General features: G+C 70.6%; 12 protein-coding genes and 1 pseudogene. 7 read left to right on the forward strand and 6 right to left on the reverse strand.

The genetic code is table 11. The features are described 5' to 3' along the window. Positions 1-9 precede the first annotated feature (9 nt). Positions 10-768, reverse strand: a complete 759-nt coding sequence (locus SNE35_RS30565) for an SDR family oxidoreductase (RefSeq protein ID WP_320426854.1) — start codon at positions 766-768, stop codon at positions 10-12. 69 nt (positions 769-837) lie between these two features. Between SNE35_RS30565 and SNE35_RS30570 the strand changes: the two genes are divergently transcribed. Together SNE35_RS30570 and SNE35_RS30575 are read left to right on the forward strand one after the other, a co-directional pair. Beyond that, the gene (locus tag SNE35_RS30570; RefSeq protein ID WP_320426855.1) at positions 838-1995 is read left to right on the forward strand and encodes a GGDEF domain-containing protein; all 1158 of its coding nucleotides are present in this window, start codon (positions 838-840) and stop codon (positions 1993-1995) included. Beyond that, positions 1992-3176, forward strand: coding sequence for a GGDEF domain-containing protein (locus SNE35_RS30575; RefSeq protein WP_320426856.1), 1185 nt, complete (start codon positions 1992-1994; stop codon positions 3174-3176). The genes SNE35_RS30570 and SNE35_RS30575 overlap by 4 nt, the downstream gene beginning before the upstream one ends. A 6-nt stretch (positions 3177-3182) precedes the next feature. On the opposite strand, the gene SNE35_RS30580 is transcribed toward SNE35_RS30575, so the two are convergent. After that, positions 3183-4802, reverse strand: coding sequence for a diguanylate cyclase (locus tag SNE35_RS30580; RefSeq protein WP_320426857.1), 1620 nt, complete (start codon positions 4800-4802; stop codon positions 3183-3185). Positions 4803-4901: 99 nt separating this feature from the next. Beyond that, on the reverse strand, positions 4902-6419 hold the full coding sequence (locus SNE35_RS30585) for a CoA-acylating methylmalonate-semialdehyde dehydrogenase (protein ID WP_320426858.1): 1518 nt from the start codon (positions 6417-6419) through the stop codon (positions 4902-4904). Between the two features lie 103 nt (positions 6420-6522). Here SNE35_RS30585 and SNE35_RS30590 point away from each other — a divergent pair, with 103 nt between their 5' ends. From SNE35_RS30590 to SNE35_RS30600, 3 genes and pseudogenes are all read left to right on the forward strand, one after another. Further along, positions 6523-7455 (forward strand): LysR family transcriptional regulator, encoded by a 933-nt coding sequence (locus tag SNE35_RS30590; RefSeq protein WP_320426859.1) that lies wholly within the window; start codon positions 6523-6525, stop codon positions 7453-7455. A 168-nt stretch (positions 7456-7623) separates the two neighbouring features. After that, positions 7624-9327 (forward strand): ClcB-like voltage-gated chloride channel protein, encoded by a 1704-nt coding sequence (locus SNE35_RS30595; RefSeq protein ID WP_320426860.1) that lies wholly within the window; start codon positions 7624-7626, stop codon positions 9325-9327. 23 nt (positions 9328-9350) lie between these two features. Further along, a pseudogene (locus SNE35_RS30600) lies at positions 9351-9866 on the forward strand (YecA/YgfB family protein); the annotation flags it as partial. Positions 9867-9999: 133 nt separating this feature from the next. On the opposite strand, the gene SNE35_RS30605 reads toward SNE35_RS30600, so the two are convergent. Beyond that, complete coding sequence (locus SNE35_RS30605) at positions 10000-11304, reverse strand: Hsp70 family protein (RefSeq protein ID WP_320426861.1); 1305 nt, start codon at positions 11302-11304, stop codon at positions 10000-10002. Positions 11305-11440: 136 nt separating this feature from the next. Between SNE35_RS30605 and SNE35_RS30610 the strand changes: the two genes are divergently transcribed. Next, a complete protein-coding gene (locus SNE35_RS30610) occupies positions 11441-12340 on the forward strand; it encodes a serine hydrolase (RefSeq protein ID WP_320426862.1) in 900 nt (299 codons plus the stop codon). Between the two features lie 7 nt (positions 12341-12347). Here the strand turns inward: SNE35_RS30610 and SNE35_RS30615 are convergent, their stop codons facing one another. Continuing rightward, positions 12348-13655 carry a D-amino acid dehydrogenase gene (locus SNE35_RS30615; protein ID WP_320426863.1) on the reverse strand — a complete coding sequence of 436 codons (1308 nt, stop codon included), beginning with the start codon at positions 13653-13655 and terminating at the stop codon, positions 12348-12350. A 26-nt stretch (positions 13656-13681) separates the two neighbouring features. Beyond that, entirely contained in the window at positions 13682-14320 is a 639-nt protein-coding gene (locus SNE35_RS30620) for a LysE/ArgO family amino acid transporter (protein WP_320426864.1), read from the reverse strand. A gap of 76 nt (positions 14321-14396) precedes the next feature. Between SNE35_RS30620 and SNE35_RS30625 the strand changes: the two genes are divergently transcribed. Continuing rightward, a complete protein-coding gene (locus tag SNE35_RS30625) occupies positions 14397-15317 on the forward strand; it encodes a LysR family transcriptional regulator ArgP (protein ID WP_320426865.1) in 921 nt (306 codons plus the stop codon). The last annotated feature ends 5 nt before the right edge of the window (positions 15318-15322 follow it).

Genomic DNA, 15322 nt, shown 5'->3' on the forward strand with positions numbered 1-15322 from the left:
CTATCGGCCCTATCGGCCGCCCGTCACGTCGATCGTGACACCGACGCTGTAGCTCGAGGCCTCCGACAGCAGCCAGACGACCGCCTGCGCCACTTCGTCCGCCCGGCCCATGCGTCCCATCGGGATCGCCGCGATCGCGGTGTCGAGCAGCTCAGGCAGCGCCGTGGTGGCGTGGATCTCGGTATCGATGATGCCGGGCCGCACGGCGTTGACGCGGATGCCCTCGGCGATCAACTCCTTGGCGAGGCCGGCGGTCAGGCTGTCGACGGCGCCCTTGCTGGCGGCGTAGTCCACGTACTGGTTCGGGCCGCCCAGCTGGGCCGCGCGCGAGGAGAGGTTGACGACCGCGCCGCCGCTGCCGCCGCTGCCGCCGTGGCGCGTGCTCATGCGCCGCGCAGCCTCGCGGGTGCACAGCAGCGTGCCGATCACGTTGACGTCGAGCACGCGGCGCCAGCGCTCCACCGTCATGTCTTCCAGCCGCGCGCCGCGTGCGACGATGCCGGCGTTGTTGACCAGCGCATCGAGCCCGCCGAACTCGGCGTCCACCCGCGCGAACATCGCCTGGACCTGGGCCTCGTCGGCCACGTCCGCCTGCAGCACCAGCGCGCGGCGGCCGAGCGCGCGGATGCGCTCGGCCACGGCGTTTGCCGCGGCAGCGTCCTGCGCGTAGTTCAGCGCCACATCCCAGCCGGCCTCGGCGCAGGCCAGGGCAATGGCGGCGCCGATGCCGCGGCCGGCGCCGGTTACGAGAACGATCCTGTTTTTCATCGTGCGGCCATTGTGCCGGCGCGGCCGCATCGGTGATGATGCCTGGCATCTTCCCTGACCTCTGCGCGGATGGACCTGCTGGACGCTCCGACACTGCTGCTGGTCAACGCGGTCTTCAACGGCTTCGCGGCGGCCGGCTGGGCGCTGCTGGCCGGTGTGTTCCGGATGGCGCCGCGGGCGAGCTGGCTGATGGTGGGAGCGCACCTGTTCCGGATCCTGCAGACGACCGATGCGGGGCTCACCGCCGGCTGGTCATCGCTGGCGGTCGTCGCCTTCGAACAATCGTGCGCGCTGGCCGCGGTGTGCCTGCTGGCGCTGGCGTTGCGGCGGATGCTGCGGCTGGGCCGCGGGCGCCGCCACATCGCGCTGATCACGGGCGCGGGCTTCCTGGGCATCGTCCTGCTGTTCGCGCTGCAGCAGCGGGCCGGCATCCCGCTGGTCGCCGCCGTGGCGATCACCCTGCTGGCGCTGGGTGGGGCGCGCGACGTGATCAGCGGTGCGGGGCCGGGTCTTGCTCGCTGGATCACCATGCTGCTGGTGCTGCCCTACCTCGTGCTGGCCGGCCTCGGCATCGTGCGCCTGGCGATGCCGGCGCAAGGCGGTGCAGTCAGCGCCGGTGTGAGCGCAGGGGTGGGTGCGCTGTGGCTGCTGCTGACGATGGCGATCTCGGTCAGCCTGATGGCGCTGCTGGTGTGGCGCCTGGTCGGCCGCGTCGAGCATCTGACGCTGCGCGACCCGATGACGGACACCCTGAACCGCCGCGCCATCGCCGACGAGGTGCAGCTGCTGCAGGCGCGGCGCGAGCGCGGCCATGACTTCGCGCTGGTGCTGCTGGACATCGACCACTTCAAGCGCATCAACGACGAGCTGGGCCACGCGGCCGGCGATGCCGCGCTGCTGCACGTCGTGCGGATCGTGCGCGGCTGCCTGCGTGAGGCGGACCGGCTCGGGCGGCTCGGTGGCGAGGAGTTCTGCGCGCTGCTGCCCTACACGACGACCGAGGCTGCGGCGCAGGTGGCCGAGCGCATCCGTGCGACGCTGCAGGCGCAGCCGCTGGTCTGGCGCGGCCAGCGCGTCGAGCTGACGGCCAGCTTCGGCGTCGCGGGCGGCCGCGCCAACGACCCGGCGGGCGAGGTCTCGCTGGCGCGCGCGGACGAGCAGGTCTACCGCGCCAAGGGCGAGGGCCGCAACCGCGTCTGCGTGGCACCGGCGGAGGCGTTCGGATGAGCGGGACCTTGTCGGAGGCCTTCCTGCTGGCCGACCCGATGACCTTGCTGATGGCCATCGTGCTGATGCTGCTGGCGGCCAGCGGGGTCTGGTGGTCGATGGCGGCGGGCACGACGGTGGCGCCGCGGGCCTCGATGTGCCTGGCCGTGGCGAACGCGCTGCTGGCGGGCGGCCTCGGCGTCGATGCGCTGGGCGGCCAGGCGCCCGGCCTGCTGCGCGACGGGGGTGGCGACCTGCTGGCCATCGGGGCCTTCGCGGTGCTGCGCGCCGGCGTGCCTGCCATCGTCGGCGAACCGCTGGCCTGGCGTTCCGCGCTGGCGGTCTGGCTGGCGTCGGCGGTGCTGCTGGTCGCGGTGCCCCTCGAGGGCGACATGCGCTGGCACGTACGCGCCGTGCACACCGCGCTGGGCGCGCTGGTGGCGATGAGCTGCGTCGACGCCTGGCGGCAGCTGCGCCGGCATGTGAGGCCGGCCTTGAGCGCGCTGCTGATCACGCCGCTGTTCGCGGTCTTCGTGCTGCTGGCGGCGCGGCTGCTCGAATCGTTCTGGCAGCCGGCGCAGACGGTGGATGTGCGCCAGCTCAACGAGTTCAACGTCATCTGGCTGTGGATGACCCTGCTGGTGAGCCTGGTGCTGAACGCGACGATGGCCTGCCTGATCGTGATGCGCCTGGTGCTCAGCATCCACCGGCTGACCCGGCGCGACCCGCTGACCGATGTCTACAACCGCCGCGCGCTCAGCGAGGCGATCGCCGCGGAGCACCTGCAGCTGCAGCGCGGCCGGCCCTATGCGCTGGTGATGATCGACATGGACCGCTTCAAGCAGCTCAACGACACCTTGGGCCACGCGGCCGGCGATGCGGCGCTGTGCCGGCTGGTCGAGGCGCTCAAGCCCTGCGTGCGGGATGTCGACCGGCTCGGGCGGCTCGGCGGCGAGGAGTTCTGCACCCTGCTGCCGCTGACCGATCTGGTCGGCGCGCTGCTGGTGGCCGAGCGCATGCGCGCGAACCTGGAGGAGAGCGCCTTCGAGTGGCAGGGGCACCCGTGGCAACTGACGGCCAGCTTCGGCATCGCCGAGGCGCGACCGGAGGATGCGAGCGCCGATGCGGTGCTGGGCCGCGCGGACCGCGCTATGTACAAGGCAAAAGCCCAGGGCCGCAACGTCGTCCAGGCCGATGATTGAACCCGCTCAGGCCAGGGCGACTCTGTTGCGACCGAGATGTTTGGCGCGATACATCGCGCTCTCGGCGCGCGCCACCAGCAGGTCCGTGGCGTAGGGCGGCGCGTTGGCCAGGCCGATGCTCAAGGTGACGTCCAACCCCGGCGACAGCGCGCGCCAGTCGTAGGCCTCGACCGCCTGGCGCAGTCGCTCGCAGACCTCGAAGGCGCGGTCGGGGATGGTGTCGGGCAGCACGACGAGGATCTCCTCGCCGCTCCAGCGCAGCAGCAGGTCGCGGCCGCGGGTGTTGTCGCGCAGCATCTGCGCCAGCGCCTGCAGCACGCGGTCGCCGACGGCGGTGCCGTGCTCGTCGTTGATCGCGCGGAAGCGGTCGACGTCGATCAGCGCCACCGTCAGCGGCGTCTCGCCGCGCTCGGCGGAGCGCATCAGCGCGGGCATCTTCGACTCCATGCAGCGGCGGTTGCCCAGGCCGGTCAGCGGGTCGCGCAGCAGCTCGTCGTCGGTGTCCAGCGCTGGGCGGCGCCGGTCGGCGGGGCTGCTGTAGCTCTGCTCGGCCTCGAGGCGGCTGACGAAGAAGCGCGCCTGCGCCATCAGTTGCGCGACGCTGCGCCGGTGCTCGATCGCCTGCACCTGCTCCAGGTGCTGCAGCGCCTCGTCGGCCTGGCCCAGCGTCTTGTGGGCGCGGTAGGCGGCATGCTGCAGCCGCATCGAGGTGGTGCCGCCGAGGTCGCGGCCGTGTGTCTCGACCAGCAGGGCTTTCAGGTCGACCAGGGCCTCGGCGATCTGGCCGCGCTTCATGGCCAGCTCGGCCAGCGAGCAGCGCACCCGCCAGCTCAGCGCGATGTAGCCGCAGCGGCGGTCCAGCTCCAGCGCCGAGAGCAGCAGGTCCTCGGCCTCATCGAGCCGGCCCAGGTGCATCAGCACCTCGCCGCGGCTGCCGTCGGTCAGCGCCAGCGCGTAGGGCTCGTCCTGCGCCAGCGCGTGCGGGCGGGCGCGCTGGGCGTGGTCGAGCGCGCGGTGCAGGGCCTCCATGCATTCGCGCTCGTGGCCGCTGTGGTTCAGCAGGTGGTAGGTGCCCAGCGCGACGGTGGCGAGGTTGTTGTGCGCCACCATGTTCTCGTAGTCGGTGGCCAGGTCGCCGAGCAGCGCGGTGGCCTCGTTCATCAGGCGCTCGGCCTGCCAGGGATCGCCCATGCGCTCGAAGCAGGCGCCGACCGCGTTCAGCGCGACGCTGACGAGGCGCGTGTCGCCCAGCTCGCGCGCCGCGGCCATGTTCTCGTTGGCGCAGGCCAGCGCGGTCTCGAAATCGCCCAGCTCGGCGGCGCCCAGCGCCATCATCCGCAGCAGGCCGCACAGCGGCGGGCTGGTGCCCAGGGCGCGCTGCAGCGGCAGCAGCTGCTGGCCGATGGCCAGCATCTCCGTCAGCTCGCCGCGGCGCAGGTGGAAGCGTGCCAGCAGGCGGCCGGCCTCAAGCTGCTCTTCGACATAACCCTGATCCACAGCGGCATCCCAGGCCCGCCGCGCCAGGGCCAGACCCTGGACCAGATCACCACCGGAATGGGCCTGGGCGTCTTGCAGCCATCCGGCGATCGGATTCCCGTGCTGCTGCCCTGTGCTCGTGTCGTGCATCGTTGCGGCGCCCCTTGATGAAGCGCCAATCTAGCCGATCAGGCTAGGGGATGCGAGCCCTCGAAATGAAGGGTCGGGCTCCTGGCTCTTTCCCGGCGCTCACTTGCTCGTCGGCATGGCGAACTCGGCGCCCTTGGCCACGCTGGCCGGCCAGCGTTGCATCACGCTCTTCTGCTTGGTGTAGAAGCGCACGCCTTCCTCGCCGTAGGCATGCATGTCGCCGAAGAGGCTGCGCTTCCAGCCGCCGAAGCCGTGCCAGGCCATCGGCACCGGGATCGGCACGTTGATGCCGACCATGCCGACCTGGATGCGGCGGGCGAACTCGCGGGCGACGTTGCCGTCGCTGGTGTAGCAGGCGACGCCGTTGCCGTACTCGTGGTCGTTGACCAGCTTCACCGCCTCGGCGAAGTCGTGTGCGCGCACGCAGGCGAGCACCGGGCCGAAGATCTCTTCCTTGTAGATGCGCATCTGCGGGGTCACGTGGTCGAACAGCGTGCCGCCGGTGAAGAAGCCGGCCTCATGGCCCGCGACCTTGTGGCCGCGTCCGTCCACCACCAGCTTCGCGCCTTCCTCGACGCCGATGCCGATGTAGTTCTCGATGCGGTCACGCGCCTCGCGGGTGACGATCGGGCCCATCTCGGCATCGGATTCCATGCCGTTCTTGATCTTCAGCTGCTTGGCGCGCTCGGCCAGCTTCGGGATGATCTTGTCGGCCACGTCGCCGACCAGCACCGCCACGGAGATCGCCATGCAGCGCTCGCCGGCCGAGCCGTAGGCCGCGCCGATCAGCGCGTCGACGGCCTGGTCGATGTCGGCATCGGGCATCACGACCATGTGGTTCTTCGCGCCGCCCAGCGCCTGAACGCGCTTGCCGTTGCGGGCACCGGTCTCGTAGATGTACTGCGCGATCGGCGTCGAGCCGACGAAGGAGATCGCCTTGACGTCCGGGTGGTTCAAGAGCGTGTCCACCGCCAGCTTGTCGCCCTGGACCACGTTGAAGATGCCGTCCGGCAGGCCGGCGCGCTTGAACAGCTCGCCGATGAAGACGCTCGGCGACGGATCGCGCTCGCTGGGCTTCAGGATGAAGGCATTGCCGGTGGCGATGGCGACCGGCGCCATCCACATCGGCACCATGAACGGGAAGTTGAACGGCGTGATGCCGGCGACGACGCCCAGCGGCTGGCGCATCGTCCAGTTGTCGATGCCGGTGGACACCTGCTCGGTGTAGTCGCCCTTCAGCAGCTGCGGCACGCCGCAGGCGAACTCGACGACGTCGATGCCGCGCGCCACCTCGCCCTGCGCGTCGGAGAAGACCTTGCCGTGCTCGGCGGTGATCATCGCGGCCAGCTCGTCCTTGTGCTGATTCAGCAGCACAAGGAAGTTCTGCATCACGCGGGCGCGGCGCAGCGGGGGGGCATCGGCCCAGGCGGGGAAGGCGGCCTGGGCGGAGGCCACGGCGGCATTCACGTCCTCGGCCGAGGCCAGTTGCAGCTGGCGGGCGACGGCGCCGGTGGCCGGGTTGTAGACGGCCTGGCTGCGGCCCGAGCTGGCCGCCTGTGGCTTGCCGTGGATGAAGTGGGTGATGTCGGCGGTGCTGGTGTAGGCGCTGGCGCTCATGGCTTGTCTCCGATCGGCTCCGAAAAAGATGGGCAGAGTCTAGGCAGCGACCCCCGGCCTGCCAATCGGCTTCTGTCGATTTGATTGTTCGATAATCTGAACAATGACGACGACACCGGAGTTCCGCCACGAGCTGCTGTGGGGCCAGCTGCATGCGCTGGGCGTGATCGCGCAGCTGGGCAGCTTCACCAAGGCGGCGCAGCGGCTCGGGCTGTCCAAGGCGGCCGTGAGCCAGCGCATCGCCGAGCTGGAGCGCGCAATGGGCCAGACCCTGGTGGCGCGCACGACCCGCTCGGTGCGGCTGACGGACGCCGGCCGCCAGCTCGTCGAGGAGACCGAGGCCAGCTTCGCCCACATCACGCGCACCCTGGGCGCCACCCGTGACGCCGCCGGTCAGCCGCGCGGCCTGCTGCGACTGACCGCGCCGGTGGCGCTGGGCCGCCAGCACGTGGCGCCGCTGCTGGGCGAATTCCTGCGCCGCTATCCGGAGATCCGCATCGAGCTGGACTTGAGCGACCGCGTGGCCGCGCTGACGCAGGAAGGCTTCGACCTGGCGATCCGCCACACCAGCGCGCCGCCGGACACGCATGTCGCCGTCAGGCTCTGCGCCTCGCGCTCCTTGCTGGTGGCGAGCCCGGCCTACCTGGCGGCCCAGGGCGCACCGGCGCATCCGGAGGCGCTCTCGCAGCATGCCTGCCTGCCCTACCTGCGGCCCGGGCCGGCGCTGTGGCTGTTCGAGAAGGGCGGCCAGCGCCTGCGCGTGCCGGTGCTCGGGCCGCTGCGCGCCGGCAACAGCGAGATCCTGCGGGACGCCGCGCTAGACGGCCTGGGGCTGGCGCTGTTGCCCGACTTCAGCGCTGCCGAACCCTTGCGCGAGGGGCGGCTGGTGGAAGTGCTGCCGGACTGGCGCCCGGTTGGCTTCTTCGGCGACGCGATCTACGCCATCCATCCCTGGGCCAGCACGACGCCGCGTCCGCTGCGCCTGCTGATCGACCACCTGAAGCAGCAGCTGCGCCGTGGCTTCGTATCCGAATGAAAAAAACGCTCCCAGGCCGGAGCCGTGGGAGCGTTGCAAGTCCTCGAAAGGACGTCGTTGGGAGTCTGCACTGTAGTGGTCAACCCGTATCAATGCATCCTCAAGCGGGGTGAAAAATCACCCGCCGCTCCAGTTCCCGACTTTTGATGCCCCTTTGATGTTCCTTTGATGCGCTCTTTTGTCGATTTCCGCCTGCTTGCCCTGCGGCGCCTGCGTGCCACCGAGTGGGAAGGCACGCTGCTGTGGGCCGCGCTGATCGGCGTGCTGGGCGCGCTGGCGACGATTGGCTTCCGCGAAGGCCTGCTGGCCACCGAGCGGCTGCTGTACGGCCGCAGCGATGGCCTGGTGCAGATCGCCCGCGGCCTGCCCGAGTGGCTGCGGCTGCTGGCGCCTGCGCTCGGCGGCCTGGTGGCCGGGGCTGTGCTGCTCGCCGCGCGGCGCATGCCGCTGGCGCAGGGTGGCGACTACATGGAGGCGATCGCGCTGGGCGAGGGGCGGCTGGGCCTGCGCTGGTCCTGCCTGCGGGCACTGTCCTCGGCGGCTACCGTCGTCAGCGGCGGTGCGATCGGCCGCGAGGGGCCGATGGTGCAGCTCGCCGCGCTGGCCGGTTCGCTGATCGGAAGCTGGCGTGCGGTACCGGTGCCGCGGCGCCGGCTGATGGTGGCCTGTGGGGCCGCGGCCGGCGTGGCCACGGCCTACAACGCGCCGATCGCCGGCGCGCTGTTCGTCGCCGAGATCGTGCTGCGTTCGCTGGCGATGGAAAGCCTCGGGCCGCTGCTGGTCGCGGCCTTCGCGGCGAACGTCACCGCCGGCTTGCTGGTCGATGCCGCGCCGGTCTACCGGATGCCGGCCTTCGTCGCCCCGCACGGTGCGCCGATGGTGCTGCTCGCTTCGGTAGGCCTGCTGGCCGGTTTCGGCGCGCCACTGTTCCTTGGATTGCTGGACGGGGCCAACGCGCTGTTCAAGCGGATTCCACTGGCGCTGCCGCTGAAGCTGGGCCTGGGGGGGCTGGGCGTCGGCGCGCTGTCGCTGGCGGCGCCGCAGGTCTGGGGCAACGGCTACAGCGTCGTCAACGCGGTGCTGCAGGGCGACTGGCTCTGGACGGCGCTGCTGGCCGTGCTGGCGCTGAAGCTGCTGGCCGTGGCCTCGACGACCGGCTCCGGTGCCGTCGGTGGCATCTTCACGCCGACCCTGTTCGTCGGCGCGATCAGCGGCGCGCTGTTCGCCATCGCCGCCGAGCGGCTGTGGCCCGGCGCGGTGCCGGCGCCCGCGGCGATCGCCGTCGGCATGGGCGCCTTCCTGGCGGCCTGCACCCATGCGCCGCTGATGTCGGTGCTGATGATCTTCGAGATGACCGAGAACTACGGCGTCGTCGTGCCGCTGATGCTGGCCTGCGTGCTCGGCTACTCGATCTCGCGCCGGCTGCGGCCGCGCTCGATCTACGCCGGCGTGCCGGAACTCAACGCGCACGCCCCGGCGCTGACGATGGCCGCTGACTTGCTGCGCACCGACAGTGCGACGGTGCGCGTGGGCGACAGCCTCGCCGCGCTGGAGGCGGCCTTCGTGCGCTGGCGCCGGCCGCACATCTACGTGCTCGATGCCGAGGACCGCTTCGCCGGCGCGATCGCGCTGCACGACCTGGCGCCGCTGGTGAAGCAGGGCACGGCGGCCGATGCGCCCTGGCCCGCGGCGCTGCTGCGCAGCAACTTCCCACGGGTGGAACTGGGCACGCCGGTGTGGAAGGTGCTGGAAGTCTTCGCCACCCATCCGGGCGAGCGGCTGCCGGTGCTGGATGCGGCGGGGCGCCTGGCCGGCTACGTGACCAAGACCGACTTGGTGCTGATGCTGCGCGAACGGCTGGCCGTGGGCTGAGCTGCGGCACGACAATGGGCGGCATGAAACCGTCCAAGCCGTCCCATCCGCCTGTCGCCAAACCCGCCCTGGCTCCGCTCGACGAGTCAGAGATCGAGCAGCTGCAGGAGCTGCTCGACGCCGTGCCGGAGCCGCTGGAGCCGCTGGACGTCAGCATGCTGGACGGCTTCATCGTCGGCGTGCTGCTGCAGCCCAAGCAGGTGCCGCACTTCCAGTGGACCAAGCACGTGCTCGATGCCGAGGAAGGCCGCAGCCCGCCGGAGGGTTTCGATAGCCGCCCGCTGATCGCGCTGGCCAAGCGCCGCTACCAGGAGCTGAACCAGGCCATCGTCCAGCGCCAGTGGTTCGACCCGCTGGTGTTCGAGCTGGATGAGGAGGCCGAGCCCTCCGAGGTGGTCTATCCCTGGGTGGCCGGCTTCGCGCTGGCCACCGAGCTGTTCCCCGAACTGATGCGCCAGGACGCGGCGTCGCTGCTTGAGCCGCTGGCCTCGCTGTTCATGCACCTGGACCCGGACGACCTGGAAGACGCCGACGAGCTGCTCGAGGAGATCGAGACCCTGGAGCCGCCCGCGGACGTGGCGGAGGCGGTGGAGGGCCTGGTCAGCGCGACGCTGATGCTGGCGGACGTGACGCGGCCCGCCGCGGCGGCACCGGCCGGCCCGCCGTCACCGGTCAGGCGCGGAACAGGCGCGCCGCATGCAGCCCGAGGCCGGTCGCGACCGAGGCGAAGCGGTCGCCGCGCACCTGGGTCGCGGCCGGGAACTCGCGCGCGATCCGGTCGGCCAGCAGGCGCAGGCCGGTCGAGCCGCCGGTGAAGTAGAGCGCGTCGATCTGTTCGGGTTTCAGGCCGGCCTGGGCGACGGTCTCGCGCCCGGCCTGGACGATGCGCTCGATGTCACGGTCCAGCGCCTCGACGGCGGTGCGCTCGCTCAGGGCCACTTCGAGGCCGGGCTCGATCAGGCTCAGGTCGATGACGGTGTCGCCGCCGCCGGAGACGGCGATCTTCGCGGCCTCGGCACGCCCGGCCAGCTCGTGGCCCAGGCGCTCCTCGACGACGGTCATCAGCCGCTGGTGGTGCAGCGGATCGCCGTAGAAGCTCTTCATCTGCCGCAGCTCGGCCACCCGCATGGGGCTGTAGACGGTGTTGATCAGGTGCCAGGTGGCGAGGTCGAAGTAGACGGCGCTGGGCACCTCGCGCGGCGGGCTGCCGGCGCGCTCGGGGCCGAAGGAGCGGTAGCCGAATTCGCGCAGGATGCTGGCGAGCTCGACGTGGCGGTCGAAGTCAGTGCCGGCGATGTGGACGCCGTGGTTGGCGAGGATGTCCTCGCGCCGGTCCACGCGCTGCATGCGCTCGGGGCCGACGCGCACGATCGAGAAGTCCGAGGTGCCGCCACCGATGTCGGCGACCAGCACCAGGCTCTCGCGCTCTACCTGGCGTTCGTAGTCGAAGGCCGCGGCGATCGGCTCGAACTGGAAGTGCACCTCGTGGAAGCCGACCGCGCGGGCCGCGGCCTCCAACGAGGCCTGCGCCGCGGCATCGCGCTCCGGCTCGCGGTCGACGAAGAAGACCGGCCGGCCGAGCACGATCTTGTCCAGCGGCTGCGCGGCACCGGACGCGAGCGCCGCATTGCGCAGGCGCTTCAGGTAGCCGGCCAGGATGTCGAAGTACTTCACGCCGCGGCCGCCGCCGACGTCGGTCGTCTGCTCGATCAGGCCGGAGCCGAGGATGCTCTTCATCGAGCGCATCAGCCGGCCGTCGTTGCCGTCGATGTAGGCCTTGATGGCGGCGCGGCCGAAGGCGCGCGGCGGGCCGTCGGCGTCGTGGCGGCCCTCGACGAAATAGAACACGGCGGTGGGCATCGTCGCGTGGCCGGGCTCGAGCTCGACGAGGCGCATGCTGCCGTCGGCGTCGGGAATGGCGATCGCGGAGTTCGAGGTGCCGAAGTCGACGGCGCAGAAGGAAGGCGTTTGAGGCATGGCCGGACGGACGGTGCGAGGGGCGCGCATTCTACGGGCCGCGATGAAATCGATCGTAAAGGCGGCGTGTCCGCGCGTGATCTGCATGGACAATCGACGCGCCTTTCCTCCACCTCTGAAGAAGCTTTTCGTCTCCATGGTCCGTGCGCTGTTTCCCGTCCTGCTGCTTGCCGCTGTGTCTGCCAGTTATGCCCCGAGCGCCGATGCGGCGGCTCACCACGGCAAGCGCGCTCATCGCGCGGCGGCCGCGGCTGCGGCCCAGCCGGCGCTGAGCCCTGAAGAAGCACAGAAGGAGCTGATGCGGCTGCGCGTCAATGCGCGGCATGCGCTGGTGCTGGAGGAAGGCTCCGGCAAGGTCGTGCTGAGCAAGGACGCCGACGCGGTCGTGCCGATCGCCTCGCTGACCAAGCTGATGACGGCGATGGTGGTGCTGGACGCCAAGCTCGACCCGCGCGAGACCTTGCGCGTCGACGCCGACGATGTGGACACCTTGAAGCACAGCGCCTCGCGGCTGCGCGTGGGCGCCGAGCTCTCTCGGGTCGATGCGCTGAAGCTGGCGTTGATGAATTCCGAGAACCGCGCGGCGGCGGCGCTGGCCCGTACTTTCCCGGGCGGCTTGAAGGGCTTCGACCTGGCCGTGCAGGCCAAGATCCGCAGCCTCGGCCTCACCCGCACGGCGCTGGCCGATCCGACCGGCCTGTCGCCGCAGAACACCTCGACGGCCAGCGAGGTCGCGAAGATCGTCGAGGCCGCATCGCGCTACCCCGAGATCGTGCGCATCACCAGCCAGAAGAGCGACGAGGTGCCGGTCAGCGGGCGCACGCGCGAGGTCCACAACACCAATCACCTGGTGGGTGGCAAGGGCTGGGACATCCAGCTCTCCAAGACCGGCTACACCGAGGAAGCGGGCCGCTGCCTGACGATGCGGATGAAGACCGGCGAGCGCTTCTACACCGTGGTGCTGCTCGACGCCGACGGTTCGGCCCAGCGCCTGCGCGACGCGGCCAAGATCCGCCAGACCCTGGCGCGGATGTAAGCCGGGGTCAGGCCTTGCCTTTGCCGGTTTCGGTGCCGGCAACGTCGCCGTAGAAGTGGAAATCGATGGCCGGCCGGCGGCCCGCCATCAGCTCGGCCAGCGCGCGGCCGGAACCGGCACCGTGCGTCCAGCCCAGCGTGCCGTGGCCGGCATTGACCCACAGGTTGCTCGCCTTCTTGCTGCGGCCGATGTAGGGGATGTTGCTGGGCGTGCTGGGGCGCAGGCCGGTCCAGTAGTTGCGCTCGGACAGGTCGGCGACGCCGGGGAACAGCTCCTCGTAGCGCTTGACCAGCGCGTCGCAGCGCACCTTGGCGGTGGGCGTGTCCAGGCGCAGGTCGAAGCCGCTGAGCTCGGCCGTACCGGCGATGCGGATGTAGTCGCCAAGGCGCGAGATTGCGATCTTGCGCGTGTCGTCCAGCAGGCTGACGACGCTGGCCGCCTCGGGCCGCTTCAGCCGCAAGGTGGCCGAGTAGCCCTTGGCCGGATAGATGTTCAGGAACTCGCCCACCTGCTTCATCAGCGCCGGCGTGTAGGAGCCCAGCGCGGCGACAAAGGCATCGGCCTTCAGCGTCTTCTTCTCGCCGCTGCGGCTGGCGGCGACCTCCACGGCGTCCAGCCCCGAGCCTGAGCGCGAGAGCCGCAGGATGTCGTGTTCGTACAGGAAGGTGGCGCCGCGCTCGGCGCAGCGGCGCGCGAGTTCCTGCGTGAACACGCGGGCATCGCCCGATTCGTCGCTGGGCGTGTAGGTGCCGCCGTAGATGCGACCCTGGAAGTTGGCCAGCGCCGGCTCGACCTTCAGCACCTCGTCGTGGTCGAGGATGCGGCGGTCGACGCCGTGGCTCTTCATGATCTCGGCGGCGACCACGCCGCCGTCGAAATCCGCCTGGCTGGAGAAGAAGTGCAGGATGCCCTTCTCCAGGCGGTTGTATTCGATGCCGGTCTGCGCGACGACGTCCTTCAGCGACTCGTGGCTGTAGCGGCCGAGCTGCACCAGCTCTTCCACATTGCGCTCGAAGGCGGCCGAGGTGCACTGGCCCAGGAAGGCCAGGCCGTAGCGCCACTGGGCGATGTCCAGGCGCGGGCGGAACAGCAGCGGCGAGTCGTCGCGCAGCAGCCACTTGGCGACCTTGAACGGCGCGCCGGCATTGGCCCAGGGCTCGCAGAAACAGACCGAGATCTGCGCGCCGTTGGCGAAGCTGGTCTCCAGCGCGGCATCGGGCTGGCGATCGACCACGGTGACTTCGTGACCCTGCTCCAGCAGATGCCAGGCGGTGCTGATGCCGATGATGCCGGCGCCCAGGACGACGATCTTCATGCTGTGTTCTCTTTCTTGCTTGCTATCTATCGAATCAGTTGGATGGCCAGGGTCAGCATCACGAGGGCGATGGCGGCGTCGATCGCCTGCCAGACGCCCGGGCGGCGCAGTGGCCCCGCGGCAGCCGCCGCGCCGAAGCCCAGCAGCGAGAACCACATCAACGAGGCGAGCGACGCGCCCGCCGCGAAGGCCCAGCGCTGGTCTTGCGGCTGCTGCGCACCGACGGTGCCGAGCAGCACGACGGTGTCCAGGTAGACGTGCGGGTTCAGGTAGGTCATGGCAGCCGCGCTGAGCAGCGTGGCGCCGAGGCCGTTGCGCGTGTCGCGGGTGTCCTGCAATGCGCTGGCATCGTGGTTCCAGGCGCGCCAGGCGGCCCGCAGGCCGTAGACGGCTAGGAAGGCGGCGCCGCCCCAGCGGAAGACGGCCATCAGCAGCGGATTCGCGCCGATCGCCGCGCCGAGGCCGAACACGCCGGCGCAGATCAGCAACACATCGGACAACACGCACAGCGCGACGACCGGCCCCACATGGCTGCGCAGCAGGCCCTGGCGCAGCACCAGCGCGTTCTGCGCGCCGATCGCGACGATCAGGCCGGCGCCCGTCAGCCAGCCCTGGATCGAGGCGGCGAACGAAACGGAGCTCGGTGCGATTTCTGCGATGGGCATGGCGCGCGGATTGTCGCCAGCACCCCATCTGAAATGAAGGGCGATTAATATTTCAGCGACTCCATTAGATCGACTTATGAAAGACCTGGATTCCGCCGATCTCGATTGCCTGGCCGCACTGGCCGACGAGCGCAGCTTCGAGCGTGCCGCGCAGCGGCTCGCCGTGACGCAGAGCGCCGTGTCGCAACGGCTGCGCAACCTGGAGGCGCAGCTTGGCCAGTTGCTGGTCGTGCGCTCGCGGCCGCTGCGGCTCACCGAGCCCGGCAAGCTGCTGCTGCGCTACGCCCGCCAGATGCAAGCGCTGCGCACCGACCTTGCCCGCGAACTGGGCGCCCGCACGACGCGCAACGAGCGCATTGCCATCGCCGTCAACGCCGACAGCCTGGCGACCTGGGTGCCGCCGGCGCTGGATCCGCTCGTGCAGGCCGGGCTGAACGAAGGCTTCGGGCTGGAACTGGTCGTCGACGACCAGGACTTCACGCACGAGTGGCTGCGCCAGGGCGAGGTGCTGGGCTGCGTCAGCACGGTCCGGCAGGCCTTGCGCGGCTGCTCCGTCCAGCCGCTGGGCGTGATGCGCTACGTGGCCGTGGCCAGTCCCGCCTTCCTGCGCGAGCACCTGCCGCAGGGGCTCAATGCGGCCAACTTCACCACCGCGCCCTTCCTGGTCTTCAATCGCAAGGACGACAGCCAGGTCCAGTGGGTGTCCAAGGCCTTCGGCGTGCGCGCTCCGCGACTGCAGGAACGCTACGTTCCATCCAGCGAGGCCTATGTGCGGGCAGTTCTGATGGGATGGGGAGTCGGCGTTGCGCCGGAACTACAGCTGCGTCCCCTGATTGGTAGCGGCGAGCTGGTCGTTTTGCGACCGGAACTGAGCATCGACGTGACGCTGTTCTGGCATCAGTGGAAATTGGAGGCCGATTCGGGGGCTGCCGGCGGGACCTTGCTGGACCAGATCGGCAAGGCGCTGGCGGCGGGCGCGAGGGCCGCGCTGGGCTGAGCCCG

It is taken from the genome of Roseateles agri (assembly GCF_034043675.1).
Classification (GTDB): domain Bacteria; phylum Pseudomonadota; class Gammaproteobacteria; order Burkholderiales; family Burkholderiaceae_C; genus KK5.

Excerpts from the sequence above, each read along its gene's own strand:
- SNE35_RS30565 (WP_320426854.1), bottom strand. The coding sequence starts at position 768 with ATGAAAAACAGGATCGTTCTCGTAACCGGCGCCGGCCGCGGCATCGGC.
- SNE35_RS30570 (WP_320426855.1), top strand. The coding sequence starts at position 838 with ATGGACCTGCTGGACGCTCCGACACTGCTGCTGGTCAACGCGGTCTTC.
- SNE35_RS30575 (WP_320426856.1), top strand. The coding sequence starts at position 1,992 with ATGAGCGGGACCTTGTCGGAGGCCTTCCTGCTGGCCGACCCGATGACC.
- SNE35_RS30580 (WP_320426857.1), bottom strand. The coding sequence starts at position 4,802 with ATGCACGACACGAGCACAGGGCAGCAGCACGGGAATCCGATCGCCGGA.
- SNE35_RS30585 (WP_320426858.1), bottom strand. The coding sequence starts at position 6,419 with ATGAGCGCCAGCGCCTACACCAGCACCGCCGACATCACCCACTTCATC.
- SNE35_RS30590 (WP_320426859.1), top strand. The coding sequence starts at position 6,523 with ATGACGACGACACCGGAGTTCCGCCACGAGCTGCTGTGGGGCCAGCTG.
- SNE35_RS30595 (WP_320426860.1), top strand. The coding sequence starts at position 7,624 with ATGCGCTCTTTTGTCGATTTCCGCCTGCTTGCCCTGCGGCGCCTGCGT.
- SNE35_RS30605 (WP_320426861.1), bottom strand. The coding sequence starts at position 11,304 with ATGCCTCAAACGCCTTCCTTCTGCGCCGTCGACTTCGGCACCTCGAAC.
- SNE35_RS30610 (WP_320426862.1), top strand. The coding sequence starts at position 11,441 with ATGGTCCGTGCGCTGTTTCCCGTCCTGCTGCTTGCCGCTGTGTCTGCC.
- SNE35_RS30615 (WP_320426863.1), bottom strand. The coding sequence starts at position 13,655 with ATGAAGATCGTCGTCCTGGGCGCCGGCATCATCGGCATCAGCACCGCC.
- SNE35_RS30620 (WP_320426864.1), bottom strand. The coding sequence starts at position 14,320 with ATGCCCATCGCAGAAATCGCACCGAGCTCCGTTTCGTTCGCCGCCTCG.
- SNE35_RS30625 (WP_320426865.1), top strand. The coding sequence starts at position 14,397 with ATGAAAGACCTGGATTCCGCCGATCTCGATTGCCTGGCCGCACTGGCC.